12 protein-coding genes and 1 riboswitch are annotated in these 15,354 nt (G+C 73.2%); of the genes, 2 read left to right on the forward strand and 10 right to left on the reverse strand.

Going from position 1 to position 15,354, the window contains the following annotated elements:
• Positions 1-6 precede the first annotated feature (6 nt).
• The 6 genes from AC0B9F_RS28470 to dnaK all read right to left on the reverse strand — a co-directional run bounded on the left by AC0B9F_RS28470 (position 7) and on the right by dnaK (position 8,475).
• On the reverse strand, positions 7-888 hold the full coding sequence (locus AC0B9F_RS28470; RefSeq protein WP_472007399.1) for an RNA polymerase sigma-70 factor: 882 nt from the start codon (positions 886-888) through the stop codon (positions 7-9).
• Positions 889-901: 13 nt separating this feature from the next.
• The gene (locus AC0B9F_RS28475) at positions 902-2,089 is read right to left on the reverse strand and encodes an NAD(P)/FAD-dependent oxidoreductase (protein WP_472007401.1); all 1,188 of its coding nucleotides are present in this window, start codon (positions 2,087-2,089) and stop codon (positions 902-904) included.
• Positions 2,090-2,423: 334 nt separating this feature from the next.
• A complete protein-coding gene (locus AC0B9F_RS28480; RefSeq protein WP_472007402.1) occupies positions 2,424-4,736 on the reverse strand; it encodes an ATP-binding protein in 2,313 nt (770 codons plus the stop codon).
• Between the two features lie 181 nt (positions 4,737-4,917).
• Positions 4,918-5,580: a DUF6445 family protein gene (locus AC0B9F_RS28485; RefSeq protein WP_472007404.1), complete on the reverse strand. Its 663-nt coding sequence runs from the start codon at positions 5,578-5,580 to the stop codon at positions 4,918-4,920.
• A 124-nt stretch (positions 5,581-5,704) separates the two neighbouring features.
• Complete coding sequence (locus AC0B9F_RS28490) at positions 5,705-6,424, reverse strand: Ig-like domain-containing protein (protein WP_472007406.1); 720 nt, start codon at positions 6,422-6,424, stop codon at positions 5,705-5,707.
• Between the two features lie 176 nt (positions 6,425-6,600).
• Complete coding sequence (gene dnaK / locus AC0B9F_RS28495) at positions 6,601-8,475, reverse strand: molecular chaperone DnaK (protein ID WP_472007407.1); 1,875 nt, start codon at positions 8,473-8,475, stop codon at positions 6,601-6,603.
• Between the two features lie 204 nt (positions 8,476-8,679).
• Between dnaK and AC0B9F_RS28500 the strand changes: the two genes are divergently transcribed.
• Positions 8,680-9,390, forward strand: coding sequence for a DUF4142 domain-containing protein (locus AC0B9F_RS28500; RefSeq protein ID WP_472007741.1), 711 nt, complete (start codon positions 8,680-8,682; stop codon positions 9,388-9,390).
• A 15-nt stretch (positions 9,391-9,405) separates the two neighbouring features.
• Here the strand turns inward: AC0B9F_RS28500 and AC0B9F_RS28505 are convergent, their stop codons facing one another.
• Both AC0B9F_RS28505 and AC0B9F_RS28510 read right to left on the reverse strand, forming a co-directional pair.
• Entirely contained in the window at positions 9,406-11,097 is a 1,692-nt protein-coding gene (locus AC0B9F_RS28505; RefSeq protein WP_472007408.1) for a glycoside hydrolase family 13 protein, read from the reverse strand.
• Between the two features lie 37 nt (positions 11,098-11,134).
• Complete coding sequence (locus AC0B9F_RS28510; protein WP_472007410.1) at positions 11,135-11,494, reverse strand: ArsR/SmtB family transcription factor; 360 nt, start codon at positions 11,492-11,494, stop codon at positions 11,135-11,137.
• Between the two features lie 78 nt (positions 11,495-11,572).
• Positions 11,573-11,777, forward strand: a riboswitch (cobalamin riboswitch).
• Between the two features lie 28 nt (positions 11,778-11,805).
• On the opposite strand from AC0B9F_RS28510, the gene nicT reads away from it, so the two are divergent.
• A complete protein-coding gene (gene nicT, locus AC0B9F_RS28515; protein WP_472007411.1) occupies positions 11,806-12,906 on the forward strand; it encodes a Nickel transporter NicT in 1,101 nt (366 codons plus the stop codon).
• Here nicT and AC0B9F_RS28520 read toward each other — a convergent pair.
• Complete coding sequence (locus AC0B9F_RS28520; RefSeq protein ID WP_472007413.1) at positions 12,903-13,868, reverse strand: nucleoside hydrolase; 966 nt, start codon at positions 13,866-13,868, stop codon at positions 12,903-12,905. The genes nicT and AC0B9F_RS28520 overlap by 4 nt on opposite strands.
• 45 nt (positions 13,869-13,913) lie before the next feature.
• Positions 13,914-15,116, reverse strand: coding sequence for a threonine--tRNA ligase (thrS, locus tag AC0B9F_RS28525; protein ID WP_472007414.1), 1,203 nt, complete (start codon positions 15,114-15,116; stop codon positions 13,914-13,916).
• Positions 15,117-15,354: the final 238 nt, after the last annotated feature.

A 15,354-nucleotide genomic window follows, 5' to 3' on the forward strand; every position in this document is an offset into this window, starting at 1 on the left:
CCGGTGTCAGCCCCGCACCCCGGCGAGTTTGTCCGGGTTCACCTGCAAGCGCAGGTTCCGGATACGGCCGTCCAGCACGTCGTACGTCAGCGCACCGACCGGCGTGCCGCCCAGCACCATGAGCAGGCCCAGTTCGCCGTTGATCTCGGCACGCTCCATGACCACGCCCCGCGACTGCGGCTTGGCCAGCACGCCCAGGATCCAGCGGGCCACGTGGTCGGGGCCGTACAGCGGACGCCGGGCCGCGGTGATCCTGCCGCCGCCGTCGGACCAGCAGGTGACGTCCGGGGCGAGGAGTTCCATCACCGCGGTCAGATCACCGCCCGCGCACGCCTCGATGAAGCGGCCGGTGACCTCCGCGCGGCGGGCGGCGTCGGTGTCGTAACGGGGACGGCGGGCCCGGACGTGCGCCCGGGCGCGGTGGGCGATCTGCCGGACCGCCGGCTCGGGGCGGCCGAGGGCCTCGGCGATCTCGGCGTGGCGGTAGCCGAAGACCTCGCGCAGCACGAACACCGCCCGCTCGACCGGCGCCAGGGTCTGAAGGACCACCAGCATCGCCGTCGACACGCTGTCCGCCCTCTCCGTCTCCTCGGCGGCGTCGGGGGCGGTCAGCAGCGGCTCCGGCAGCCACGGGCCCACATACCTCTCGCGCTGCGCCCGGGCCGAGGTGAGCCGGTTCAGGGCGAGGTTGGTGACCGTGCGGACCAGGTACGCCCGCGGGTCGCGCACGTCGGAGCGGTCCGCCCGGTGCCAGGTCAGCCAGGCGTCCTGGAGCACGTCCTCGGCGTCCGCGACGCTGCCGAGCATCCGGTAGGCGGTGGCGAACAGCAGCCGGCGGTGGTCGAGGTAGGGGTCCTGCCGGTCCTGCCCGGTCGTCGGTTCCGTCATGGCTTGCGCTTCCTCACCGCGTCGCCCGGCCGCCCCTGAACAGGGCCACGTTCACATCGGCCCGCTTGACGAGCCGGTACGCCGGCAGCGGGCTGCCGCTGACCGTCTCCTTGTACAGCACGGCGGCCCGGCCCCTCAGATACGCCCGGCGGGGCGTGTCGTCGGGGCGGGTGAACTGGATGACGGCGTCGCGCCGGCCGAGGCTCACCGGCTGGTGGACATAGCCGAACCGGAACGGCTTGACCGGCTTGCCGCGCAGCCGTCGGGCGATCGTGTCCGCCGCGTACTGGGCGGTGGGCATCCCGCTCTGGCACGTGCCGTGCAGCGATCCCCACGGCATGCGTACGGCGGCCGCGTCGCCGACGGCGTACACGTCGGGGTGGGAGACGGAGCGCAGGGTGCGGTCGGTGACGACACGGCCGTCGCCGTCCACCTCGATCCCGGCGTCGGCGGCCAGGCGCGGCGCGCGCACGCCGGTCGTCCACAGGCAGACGTCGGCCGCCACGACCTCACCGGTCGCCAGCTCCACGCCGTCGGGGAGCACCTTGGTGACCGCGGCGCCGGTGCGCGCGCTCACCCCGAGCCGGTCCAGCGCGCGGCGCAGATGGGCGCGCGCCCGCTCGCCCATCAGGGCACCCGGCTCCCCGGTGCTGATCAGGGCCACCGTCAGCGCGGGGTAGGTCTCCGCGATCTCCGTCGCCGCCTCCACGCCGGTCAGCCCGGCGCCGCACACGGCCACCGTGCCGCTCCCGGCCGCGGCGAGCGCGCGCAGCCGGCCGGCGAGGGCGAGTGCCGCGTCGCGGCCGTTCAGCGTGTTCGCGTGGGCGTCCGCGCCGGGCACCCGCCCGGTGTCGGGACCGCTGCCGAGGGCGTACACGAGCGTGTCGTACGGCAGCACGGCCGCACCCCCGTCCACGGTCACCGTGCGGGCCCCGGCGTCCAGGGCGGAGACCGTGCCCCGCACGAAGGTGACGGGTGTGCCGGCGAGCAGGTCGGGGATGCGGTGGTCGGCCAGCTCCTGACCGGCGGCCAGCTGATGCAGGCGCAGGCGTTCGGTGAAGCGGTCCGAGGGGTTGACGAGGGTGATGCGGGCGCCGCCGCGGCGGGTGCGGCGGGCCAGACGGAGGGCCGCCAGCATGCCGGTGTAGCCGGCGCCGAGGACGACGATGCGGTGCTCTGCGTACGGATCGTGGTGCGTCATGGTCCCTCCCGGGTCCGGGCCACCCAAGCGGTGACGCCCAGGGGACAAGGGACGGGGAACAGACGTGACAGGTACCGAAAGTGACGCACCTCACACACGGCGGGGCTGCCCCGCCGACCAGGGGCAGCCCCGCCGCAGCCGCCGGGGGGAGGTACCGCGCCGGATGCCTGCCATGACAGCCGTGGGGGATCCGACCACTGTCGGCACCCGGGCGCTCCGTCCCCTCGGCGGCTGTCCCCAGGCTGCCGTGCCGGACGGGCGCCGCGCACCACGACCGGGGAAGATCCGTATACCTACTCCCGCCCCGCCCCACCCGAACGGGCCCGGCCCCTACCTAGGTGGCCGACCCGGTCGCCGCCGTGATCTGCGTGCGCGAGGTGATGCGCAGCTTGGCCAGGATGTGCTCGACGTGGGCGTCGACCGTGCGCTTGGAGATGACCAGCCGCTCGGCGATCTCCCGGTTGGACAGCCCCCGCGCGACCAGCGCGGCGACCTCCCGCTCGCGTCGCGTGAGGGTGTCCGCCGCATGCCCCTCCACCGGTTCCCGGGGCCGCGGCGGCCGCCGCACGCCGTCCCCGGGCCCCGGCTCGTCGGCGTCCCCGCGCACCGCCTCGAGCACCTGCCGCCCCGACATCCGCGCCCCCGCGTCCCGCAGCCGGCCGAAGTCCTCCGCCCCCAGCGCCGCCCGCACCGCGTGCTGCACCGCCTCCTGCTCCTGCAGCAGCCGCGGCAGCATCGCCACCGGGTCACCGCCCAGGCGGCGGGCGTGCTCGGCGTACCCGAGCAGCCAGCACGCGCGCGCGTGGCGCCCGCGCCGCGCCTCGTACCAGGCGAGGCCCAGGCAGGCCAGGGCCGCCACCAGCACCTCGCCCATCTCCGCGGCCGCCTCCAGGGACCGCTCGAAGCACCCCGCGCTGTCGTCGTGGTCCCCGGCGAGCGACAGGATCAGCCCCTGCACCGCCAGCGTGGAGGCGTAGATCTGCCGCTCACCGGTGCCCTCCAGATACGCCAGCCCCGTCGCGCACAGCTCCAGCGCCCCCAGCGTGTCGCCGAGCACGGCCCGCAGCAGCGCGCCCTCGTAGTGCACGACCCCGATGCCGAGCGCGTCACCGGCGGCGACGATCCGCTGCCGGGCCCGCTCCAGCTCCGCGAGCCCCTCCTCGACCTTGCCGCCGAGCGCGGTCATCGCGCCCAGATACGCCTCGGCGAACAGCTCCACCCGCCGCTCCCCGGCCCGCCGCGCCACCGCGTGGGCCTCGGGGAAGCGCGCGAGGGCGGTGTCCAGGTCGGCCGTCCACACCCCGAACACGCCGGTCATGAACAGCCCCCAGGCCCGTTCGGGGCAGTCCCGCGGGGTCAGCTCCAGCGCCTTGTCGATCCAGTACCGCCCCTCCGACAGGGTGCCCGCGGCCCGCCAGTACGGCCCGAGCCGGGACGCCAGCCACAGCGCCCGCGGCGCCCGCGCGGGGCAGGCGCAGCCGTACTCCAGCGCGGCCCGCACATCGGCGGCCTCCCGCCGCACCGTGCGGTGCAGGGCGGCCTGGGAGGGCCCGACGAACTCGTCCCAGAAGCGCCCCGCGAGCCGCTCGTAGCGCCCGAAGTGCCGCTCCAGGACCGCCTCGTGGCCGTCGGTGAGGGACAGCCGTCCGCGCCCGTACTCCCGGATGGTGTCGAGCAGCCGGTAGCGTCCCGCGGCGCCGTCCTCGTCGACGCGCTGCACGACGGACTTGTCCACCAGCCCGATCAGGGCCTCGACGACCCGCTCGGCGGGCAGGGCGCCGCCGGCGCAGACCTGCTCGGCCGCCGCCAGGTCGAAGGGCCCGGCGAAGACGGAGAGCCGGGCCCACAGCAGCCGTTCGGACGGGGTGCACAGGTCGTGGGACCAGTCGATGGCGGTGCGCAGGGTCTGGTGCCGGGTCAGCGCGGTGCGCCGGCCCCCGGTGAGCACCTCGAAACGGCGGTCCAGCCGGGCGACCAGTTCGGCCAGCGGCAGGGCGCGCAGCCTGACCGCCGCCAGCTCCAGGGCGAGCGGAATGCCGTCCAGCCGGTCGACCAGGGCGAGCGTGCGCTCCCGGTCCGCGCCGGTGACGCCCTGCCCGGCGGTGACGGCGGCGGCCCGCTGCAGGAACAGCTCCACCGCGTCCTCGCGGGGCAGCGGCGCCAGGGTCACGCAGTGCTCGCCGGGCACGTCCAGCGGCTGACGGCTGGTGGCGAGCACGCTCAGCCCGGGCGCCTCGCGCAGCAGGATGTCGCAGAGCGTGGCGCACGCGTCGAGCAGATGCTCGCAGGTGTCCAGGACGACCAGCATCCGCCGGCCGCGCAGATGCTCCACGACCGCGTCCAGCGCGCTCATGCCGGACTGCTCGGGCAGCTCCAGCACCCCGGCGAGCGTCGCCGGGACCAGCTCGGCGTCGTGCAGCGCCGACAGCTCCACGAGCCGCACCCCGTCCGCGTACCGCGCGGCCGCCTCCCCGGCCGCCCGCAGCGCCGTACGGCTCTTGCCGACGCCGCCGGGCCCGACCAGCGTGACGAGCCGCTCCTGGGACAACGCCTCGCGCAGCGCGATGAGTTCCCGCGCGCGGCCGACGAAGCCGGTGACCTCGGCGGGGAGTTGACCACCGCGCCGCTGACCGAATCCGAATCCCATACGACCCCCGTGCGGACCTGCTGCCGGAACTCGTCACAGCGTAGGGACACGGATGCGCAGCGTGAATGGCGCACGTCCGTACACCGCCCGGTCGGAGGACGCGCCGGCCCTAGGTATCACCCGCAGCGGTAATGCCGCCCGTACAGCCGTCCGAGGGGTGAGGAGGCGTCCGAGGTGGACGTCAGGCCATCCAGAAGAACACCGCCGTCATGCGCTTCTCCTCCAGCGAGAGGCCGTGGTAGCCGGTCGCGCTGTGCACGAGGTTGGCGTGGTAGAGCAGCAGCCGGTTGTACCGGTGCGGAACCGTCACGTCCTCCTCGAAGGCGTCCGGTGCGACGAACCGCGTCCCGAGGGCCTGGACGAGATTGGTGTGCGGCGCCTGCACGACGTTCCCGCCGAGCCGCCCGCCGGGCAGGGACTGCCGGTAGAAGGCGGTACCGCAGCCCTTCGGCACCGCCGGATTGAGGTAGAGCACGGCGGCGTACCGGCACAGCGCCCGGGAGTCGGTGTGCGGCCTCGGCTCGCTCTCGCCCTCCCCCACGACCTGCACACAGTTGTGGTTGAGGGTGCCGCCGCCCGGCGCCCGCTGCACCCACAGCTCCTTCGCCCCGGTCGCCCGCCGCACGAGGTTCTCGACCACGGCCAGCTCCCCGGGTTCCAGACCGGGCATGGTGCGCAGCCCGGGCCAGCTCTCGGAGGTGTACGGATACCCCTTGACCCAGTCGTCCGTGCGCAGCACGCGCTCCCGCACGGCGTCGGGATCGGGCAGGACGTCGTCGAAGACCCAGTAGTCGCGGCCCTTGGTGGGCTTGCGATACGGCAGGACGGGGAGCGGCACGGACATGCGGCCGAATCTAGGTGCGGCCCCGCTATGGACTCGCCCGGGGAAGAGTCAACTCTCCCGATGAAAGGTCAATCTTTCGCCAACACGGTTGTCCCGCAAGGCCGTTACGGCCCCTTACCGGCCCTTACGTCACGGTGATGCGGATCTGCTCGCTGGCCGCGCTGACCCCGTTGAAGGTGGCCGTGGCCTGCAGCCGCCCGGCGCCGGCCGGCAGGTCGGTTCCGGGCACGCACGACCAGGTGCCGTCGGCGGCGGCGGTCGTGGAGCACACCTCGTCCTCGTTCTCGTCCCGGACGCTGACCTGGGCGCCCGGATAGGCGGTCCCGGCGGTCCGCGGCCGCGCGTCGAGCGGGACACCGGCCAGCGGCTGCGACAGCGTCGGCTCGGGCAGCCCCACGGTGACGGTGCAGGACCCCTCGTCCCGGCGGGCGCCGCCGGCGTCGGTGACGACCATCGCGCAGGCGCTCAGCCGGGTCCCCGGCACGGCGCCCGCGGGCACGGACAGCACGAACGGGAACGTCCGGCCGGTCCACGGGCCGCCCCCGGCGGTGCCGGTGAACGTGTAACTGCCGGTGCCGCCGTCGGCGGCGACGGCCCCCCGGTACCCGCCGTCGGCCAGCGGCGTACCGGTCACCACGGCCGGCTCCGCCACGGTCAGCGTCAGCCGGGACCCGGCGCCGAGGGCCGGACCGCCGTATCCGGCGACCTCCAGCAGCCCCTGCCGGCCGGGAACGATGGTCACCGAGCCCCACAGCTCGCGCTCCCGGGCCCCGGCGGGCGACTGGACGAGGACGGTCAGAACGAGAGCTGCGCAGCAGCCCAGCGAAGCGAGGGGGCGTCTCATGGTGGCGCGATCTCCCTGAACGAACGGGTGTCGACCCCCCACGCCGATTGTCGGGTCGCAGAGGACAACATGCCGCGCCGGTGCACCCATGGGAGTGACAGCAACGGCAGCCGGCCTTCAGGGGCGCGGGGAACTGCGCGACCAGCCACTACGAAACCCGCAGACGACCGACCCCCTCAACCCGCATCCCGCTTGTCGTCGTCCACGATCTCCGCATCCACCACGTCGTCGTCGGCTTTCCCGCCGGAGGCACCCGCACCCTCACCCTGCCCGCCGGACGCCCCCTGCCCGCCGGAGGCGCCCCGCCCCCGTTCGTACATCGCCGTACCGATCTTCTGCGCCGCCTGAGCCGCCTTCTCCACCGCGGAGCGGATCGCGCCCGTGTCCTCCCCCTTCAGCGTCTCCTTCAGCTCGGCCAGCGCCTCCTCCGTCTCCCGCCGGACGTCCGCCGGGATGCTCTCCGGGTTGTCCCGGATCAGCTGCTCCGTCCGGTAGACGAGCTGCTCCCCCTGGTTGCGGGTCTCCGCCGCCTCCCGCCGGCTCCGGTCCTCCTCCGCGTGCTGTTCGGCCTCCCGCACCATGCGGTCGATGTCGTCCCTCGGCAGCGCGGAGCCCCCGGTGACGGTCATCTTCTGCTCCCGGCCCGTCCCGAGGTCCTTCGCGAAGACGTGCATGATCCCGTTGGCGTCGATGTCGAACGCCACCTCGATCTGCGGGATGCCCCGCGGCGCGGGCGGCAGACCGGTCAGCTCGAACATGCCGAGCTTCTTGTTGTACGCCGCGATCTCCCGCTCCCCCTGGTAGACCTGGATCGTCACCGACGGCTGGTTGTCCTCCGCGGTCGTGAAGATCTCCGCCCGCCGCGTGGGGATCGTCGTGTTGCGCTCGATGAGCCGGGTCATGATGCCGCCCTTGGTCTCGATGCCGAGCGACAACGGGGTGACGTCGAGCAGCAGGACGTCCTTGACCTCCCCCTTGAGCACCCCGGCCTGCAGCGACGCCCCCACCGCCACGACCTCGTCGGGGTTGACGCCCTTGTGCGGGTCCTTGCCCGTCAGCTCCTTCACCAGCTCCGTCACGGCCGGCATCCGCGTGGACCCGCCGACCAGCACCACATGGTCGATGCCCTCGACGGAGATCCCCGCGTCCCGCACCGCGTTCTGGAACGGCCCCTTGCAGCGCTGCAGCAGATCCGCCGTCAGCTGCTCGAACTGCGCCCGCGTCAGCTTCTCCTCCAGGTGCAGCGGCCCCTGCGCGGAGGCGGTGACGTAGGGCAGGTTGACCGTCGTCTCCGTCGACGAGGACAGCTCGATCTTCGCCTTCTCCGCGGCCTCCCGCAGCCGCTGCACGGCCATCTTGTCCTTCGACAGGTCGACGCCGTAGTGGTTCTTGAAGCCGGTGACGAGGTGGTCGACGACCCGCTGGTCCCAGTCGTCGCCCCCGAGACGCGTGTCGCCGTTGGTCGCCTTGACCTCGATGACACCGTCCCCCATCTCCAGCAGCGACACGTCGAACGTGCCGCCGCCGAGGTCGAAGACGAGCACCGTCTGGTCGTTGCCCTTGTCCAGCCCGTACGCCAGCGCCGCCGCCGTCGGCTCGTTGACGATCCGCAGGACGTTCAGCCCGGCGATCTCCCCGGCCTCCTTCGTGGCCTGCCGCTGGGCGTCGTCGAAGTACGCCGGCACGGTGATCACGGCGTCGGTGACGTCCTCCCCCAGGTACGCCTCCGCGTCCCGCTTGAGTTTCTGCAGCACCCGCGCGGAGACCTCCTGCGCGGTGTACCGCTTGCCGTCGATGCCGCCGCTCTCCGGGAAGCGCCAGGTGTGGTCGCCCACATGCCGTTTCACGGACCGGACCGTGCGCTCCACGTTCGTCACGGCCTGCCGTTTCGCGACCTCCCCGACGAGCACCTCGCCGTTCTTGGCGAAGGCGACGACGGACGGGGTGGTGCGGGCGCCCTCCGTGTTGGTGATGACGGTGGGCTCGCCGCCCTCCAGGACCGCGACCACCGAGTTCGTCGTGCCGAGATCGATTCCGACCGAACGCGCCATCGGGCTCTCCCTTCTCGGGTGCCGTATGCCGGGGCTGCGGTCGTACCTCTCTTCCTGCATAAATCTCCGGCCGACCGCCGTCAAGGAAGATTTTCGGCGCCCCGCCGAACACAACCGCGCTTCCCCGCGTACTCCTGTGCGTCCGACCGGACGACGACAGGAGGCATGGTGCGACTCTCGCGGACCGCGACGGGAACCCTCTTCGTGGGCGGAGCCCTCGGCCTGACCCTCGTTGCGCTCGCCTATCCCGCCATGCTCGGCATGAACACGGTGGCCGGCGACACCTCACGGGTGATCGCCAACACCCAGTGGGGACCGCTCACCGAGGCGGACCGCGACTTCGTGGTGAAGGTGCGCGCGGCCGGCCTGTGGGAGTACCCCGTGGGCCAGATGGCCCTGAAGAAGAGCACCGACAAAGCGGTCCTCACCGCCGGGCGGCACCTGATCGACGGGCACGCGGCCCTGGACACCACCTGCCGCAGGGTCGCGCCGATGCTGAACATCACGCTGCCCAACCTGCCCAGCCCCCAGCAGCAGGGCTTCGTCGCCACCCTCAACGCGGACAGCGGCAGGCAGTTCGACTCCGACTTCGCCAACATCCTGCGCATCACGCACGGCTCGATCTTCAACACGATCGCGAAGATCCGCTCCACGACGAAGAACACCCTGGTGCGCGCGCTGGCCGACCAGGCCAACGACACCGTGCTCGACCACATGACGGTCATGGAGAAGACCGGCCTGGTCAACTTCGACCAGGCCCTCTTCCAGCAGACCTCCCCGCCGAAGCTGCCCTCCAGCGACGTCACCCCGCCGCCCCCGCCCGCCGGCCAGCCCCAGGTGGTCCTCACCCCGCCGCCGAACGCGACGTCCGTCCCGGTCCCCCTGCCCGGCGACCCGTCCCCGACGGTCCGCTAGACCTGTCGTTCGGCCCTAACCCAGCCAGACCGTGGTGTCCGGACCGATCCGGCCGTCCTCCAGCGGCGTGCTGGCGAGCAGGACCTCGCCGTGCGGCAGCGGCACCGCACGCTCCGACAAGTTGGCGACGCACCGCCAGCCCTCCGACCGGGCGAAGGCGAGCACCCCGGCCGGGACGTCCTCGGCCCACCGCAGCTCCTCGTCCTGCGCCAGCTTGCGGCGCAGCTTCAGCGCGGCCCGGTACAGCTCCAGCGTCGAGCCGTCCACGCCGTCCTGCGCCTGCACGGCGTACGACGCGAAGGACGGCGGCTGCGGCAGCCAGGCGCCACCCGCCCCGAAGCCGTACGACGGACCGCTCACCGTCCACGGCAGCGGCACCCGGCAGCCGTCGCGGCCCTTGCGGGCATGGCCCGTCTGCTCCCAGATCGGGTCCTGGAGCACCTCGGCCGGCAGCTCGGCGACCTCGGGCAGCCCCAGCTCCTCGCCCTGGTAGAGGTACGCCGAGCCGGGCAGCGCCAGCATCAGCAGCGTCGCCGCGCGGGCCCGGCGCAGACCGGCCGCCGGGTCGATCCGGGGCGCGCGGCCGCCGGACAGCAGCCAGGCGTTGTCGTCGGCGCCCGGCGGCAGCATCAGCCGGGACGCGTGCCGCACGACGTCGTGGTTGGACAGCACCCAGGTCGCCGAAGCGCCGACGGCGCGCGCGCCCGCCAGCGAGGTGGTGATGACCTCGCGCAGCGCGTCCGCGTCCCACGGGGCCTGGAGGTACTCGAAGTTGAACGCCTGCCCCAGCTCGTCCGGCCGGGCGTACAGCGCGCGGCGCTCTCCCGGCACCCACGCCTCGGCGATGGCCGCGCGGGGCGGGGAGTAGGCGTCGAGCAGGCGGCGCCAGTCCCGGTAGATCTCGTGCACCTCGTCGCGGTCGTAGAAGGGATGACTGCCCGCGGGCAGCACCGCCAGGGCCGCCTCGTCGCTCAGTTCGGGCGCGCCGAGGTCGCGCAGCGGCTCGCTGAGGTCCTTGGCCAGGGCGTGCGCGACGTCCACGCGGAAGCCGTCGACGCCGCGGTCGGCCCAGAAGCGCAGGGTGGTGCGCAGGTCGGCTCGGACCTCGTCGTCGGCCCAGTTCAGGTCGGGCTGCTCGCGGGCGAACAGGTGCAGGTACCACTGCCCGTCCGGCACCCGCTCCCAGGCGCTGCCGCCGAACACCGACTGCCAGTCGGAGGGCGGCAGTTCGCCGTGGACGCCGCGGCCGTCGCGGAAGACGTACCGCTCGCGGGCGCGCGAGCCGGGCCCGGCGCGCAGGGCCTCCTGGAACCAGGCGTGCCGGTGCGAGGTGTGGTTGGGGACGATGTCGACGACGACCTTCAGGCCGAGCCGGTGCGCCTCGGCGACGAGCGCGCCGAAGTCGTCCAGGGTGCCCAGGCGCGGGTCGACGGCGCGGTGGTCGGCGACGTCGTAGCCGCCGTCGGCGAGCTCGGAGGGGTAGAACGGGCTCAGCCACAGCGCGTCGGCGCCGAGCGCGGCGAGGTGGGTCAGACGGCCGGTGATCCCGCGCAGGTCGCCGAGCCCGTCGCCGTCGGCGTCGGCGAAGCTGCGGGGGTAGACCTGGTAGACGACGGCCTGCCGCCACCAGTCGGGGTCGCGGGAGGAGAGATCGGGCACGCGGTCTCCTTTCGCCGGTGCGGGCACGACAGTGAGATGACTGTCCACTTCCCCCGGAAAGGGAACGTGCCCGTGCGCGCGCGGGTCAGGGCCCGTCGGCGGTGCACTGCGCGAGCAGGGTCTGTACGTCCGCGTCGACCACCCGGTAGCGGACCACCCGGCCCTGCTTCTCGCCCGCCACCGTGCCGGCCGCCCGCAGCAGCCGCAGGGCCTGCGACACGGCCGGGTCGTTCATGCCGGTCGCGATCGCCAGGTCGGACACCGCGAGCGGGCCGGTGCGGTGCAGGGCGAGCAGAAGGGCGAGCCGGTTGGGGTCGGCGAGCAGGGAGAAGCGGTCGGCCCAGGCACGCACGTGGGCGGCGTCGCCGATGGCGGCGATGGCGTCACAGACGCGGTGGCCGTCGATGGTGCGGCGATCGGCGCGGTCGGGGGGCACGAGGTGCATGCGTGCATTGTGACCCGCGCCGTTGTGATCTTCGATACCTGCTCACCTGTGCAGCTATGCAGAAGACCCTCGGCCCCCCTACCGTGGGCGGGCCGTGGTGTTCGGGAAGCCGGTGGGAAACCGGCGCGGCCCTCGCCACTGTGATGCGGGGAGTTCTCGTCCCGTCCGGCTCACGCCGGGCCACTGGTCCTACGACCGGGAAGGCAGGGACGGCGGACGCACCACCCCTCCCCCAAGGGAGGTACCCCCAAGCCAGGAGACCGGCCACGGCAGCTCACGAAGTGATCCACGAGGTGCTGGAGCGTGACCGGATGACCTTGCCCGACCCTGCCCCGACGACCGCGAAGACCGGCTTCAAGTGGCGGCGGGAGGACACCGTCAAGACCGCCGGGCTGATGGCCGTCATCGCCGCCCTGCACGTCGTCGCCTTCGGAATCCTCTTCCTCCTCGTCGTACCCGGCCACTACGAGGTCGGTACGAAGGCCTTCGGCATCGGCCTCGGCGTCACCGCCTACACCCTGGGCGTACGGCACGCCTTCGACGCCGACCACATCGCCGCCATCGACAACACCACCCGCAAGCTGATGGCCGACGGCAAACGCCCGGTGTCCGTGGGCTTCTGGTTCGCGCTCGGCCACTCCAGCGTGGTCGTCCTGCTCGCCCTGCTGATCGCGGGCGGCACCTCCCTCGCCGGGAAGGTGATGAACGAGGGCTCGGCCACCCACCAGGTGCTCGGCTTCCTCGGCACGACGATCTCCGGCACGTTCCTGTACCTCATCGCCGCGCTCAACCTGGTCGCCCTCGTGGGCATCCTGAAGGTGTTCCGGGAGATGCGCGCGGGGACGTACGACGAACAGGAACTCGAGGCGCACCTGGACGCGCGGGGGTTCATGAACCGCATCCTGGGCCGCCTCACCAAGTCGGTCTCCCGCCCCGGCCAGATGTACCCGCTCGGCTTCCTCTTCGGCCTCGGCTTCGACACGGCCACCGAGGTCACGCTGATGGTGATGGCGGGCTCCGGCGCGGCCGCCGGGCTGCCCTGGTACGCGGTGCTGTGCCTGCCCCTGCTGTTCGCCGCCGGGATGAGCCTGTTCGACACCCTCGACGGCACGTTCATGAACTTCGCCTACCAGTGGGCGTTCTCCAACCCGGTCCGCAAGGTGTTCTACAACCTCGCCATCACCGGCCTGTCCATCGCCGTCGCCTTCGTGATCGGCACCATCGAGCTGGTCGGCGTGCTGCACGACAAGTTCGGCCTGCACGACGGCGTCACCGGCTGGATCGCCGGGATCGACCTCGACAGCGTCGGCTACCTCATCGTCGGTCTGTTCGTCCTGGTGTGGGCGGCGGCGCTCACGTACTGGAGGCTGGCCAAAGTGGAGGAACGCTGGTCGCCCACCGCGGCGGACTAGCGTGCGACGGTCTCCAGGTACAGCTTGACGTAGCGGTCGACGTCGACCTCCAACGCCACGTCCACCAAGGGATGTTCGCGGGCGCCCTCGTGGATCTCGGACTCGCCGGGCCGCGGACGCCGGTCGACGACCGTCTGACCGCGGCCCGGGCCCGGGGCCAGCGACACCTCCACCGGCAGCAGCCGCGTCGTGATCCCGGCCGGGTCGGCGACCGCGCACACCGCGCCCGCGTCCCCGAGACCGCCCGCCTCCTCGCCCTCGGGCTCGCCGCCCTGCGTGGTCGGCCGGTGGGCCAGCAGCTCACCGGCCAGCCGGGTCCCGGGGTCACTGCTCGCCCGCATCCGGTGCACATCGCCGCCCGGCACCACGACCCGCATGAACACGTCCAGGCCGTACATGGTGATCGGCACCCCCGCGGTCAGCAGGATCGCCGCGGCCTCCGGGTCGTGCCAGACGTTGAACTCCGCGACCGGCGTGGCGTTGCCGGTGGCGACCGCGCCGCCCATGAAGACGATCCGCTCGATGTTGCGGGTGACCTCCGGATGGGTGCGCAGCAGCAGCGCGATGTTCGTCAGCGGCGCCGTCGGGATCAGGGTCACCGGCCGCTCACTGGCGAGGATCTCCCGGCGCAGCAGCGTCACCGCGTCGACGTCGGCGGGCCGGCGGCCGGGCGCGGGCAGCCCCAGGTCGCCCATGCCGTCGTGGCCGTGCACATGCCGGGCCGACCGCACCGGCTCGATCAACGGCCGCTCGGCGCCCCGCCCCACCGGGATCTGCGGCGCCCCCGCCTGCTCCAGCACGGTCAGCGTGTTGCGCACGACCCCGTCCACGTCCGTGTTCCCGGCGACACACGTCACCGCGCGCAGGTCCAGACCGGGATGGCGTACGGCGAACAGCAGGGCGAGGGCGTCGTCGACACCGGTATCGCAGTCGATGATCACGGGAATGGGATGACTGGCCACCAGGAGCTCCTTCCGTCGTCCCCCGACGATAAGCGCCCCGGCCGCTCAGCCCCACAGATCCTTAGCGCGCGCCGCGACCACCCCGGCCACCCGCCGCACCAGCTCCGCAACGGGCACCTGCCCCGCCCGCCGCCCGTCCCGCAGCCGCAGCGACACCTCCCCGGCCGCGTCCTCCCGGGCACCGATCACCGCCTGGTACGGCACCAGCCGCGCCTGCCGGATCCGCGCCCCCAGAGTCCCCTGCGCCTCGACCTCGGCCCGCACCCCGGCAGCCCGCGCCCGCTCCACCACCTCCCAGGCCCGCTCCTCCTGCTCCGCCGACACCGGCAGCACGACCAGCTGCACGGGCGCCAGCCAGGCGGGAAAGGCGCCGCCGTGCTGTTCGAGCAGGTGCGCGACCACCCGCTCGACACTGCCGATGACACTGCGGTGCACCATCACCGGCCGGTGCCGGCCCCCATCCGCGCCGACGTACGACAGGCCGAACCGCTCCGGCTGATGGAGGTCGATCTGCACGGTCGACAGGGTCGACTCCCGCCCCGCCGCGTCGGCCACCTGCACATCGATCTTCGGCCCGTAGAACGCGGCCTCCCCGGCGGCCTCCTCGTACACGACGCCCTCCAGCGCCTCCCGCAGCATGCCGGTCGCCCGCCGCCACAACTCCGGGTCGGCGACGTACTTGCCGCCCTCCCCCGGCAGCGACAGCCGGTACCGGGCGGCCCGGATGCCGAGGTCGGCGTGGGCGCGGGCGATCAGCTCCAGGGCGGCGCGGGCCTCGCCGACGGCCTGACCGAGGGTGCAGAAGACGTGCGCGTCGTTCAGCTGAATGGCCCGCACCCGGGTGAGACCCCCCAGCACCCCGGACAGCTCCGACCGGTACATGCCGCCCAACTCCGCCACCCGGTACGGAAGTTCCCGATAGCTCCGGGACCGCGACCGGAAGATGAGCGCATGATGCGGACACAGACTGGGCCGCAGCACGACCTCCTCCGCCCCCAGCCGCATCGGCGGGAACATGTCGTCCCGGTACAGCTCCCAGTGCCCGGAGATCTCGTACAGCTCCCGTTTGCCGAGCACGGGCGAGTACACGTGCCGGTAGCCGGCGGCGCGCTCCATGTCCCGGACGTAACTCTCCAGGGCGTGCCGCACGACGGCCCCGTCGGGCAGCCAGTACGGCAGACCCGCCCCGATCAGCGGGTCGGTGCCGAACAGCTCCAGTTCGCGGCCGAGACGGCGGTGATCACGCATGACAGGCTCCTCCTGTGAGGGGACGAGCACGCCGAAAGCCCCGGGGCACCCGCCCCGGGGCTTTCGCGACATTCGGTCAGCTGTCAGCGCGCCGGGACACTCTCCGGCGTCGTCGTGGACAGGACCCGTACGCGCTGCATACGACGACCGTACCGACGCGCACCCGCCCCCGCGAGCGCATTTGTCGCCCGGACGGTCCTGTGCGCTGGTCGCCCGGCGATCACGGTGCTGACCTGGA

Source organism: Streptomyces sp. NPDC097129 (assembly GCF_055668065.1).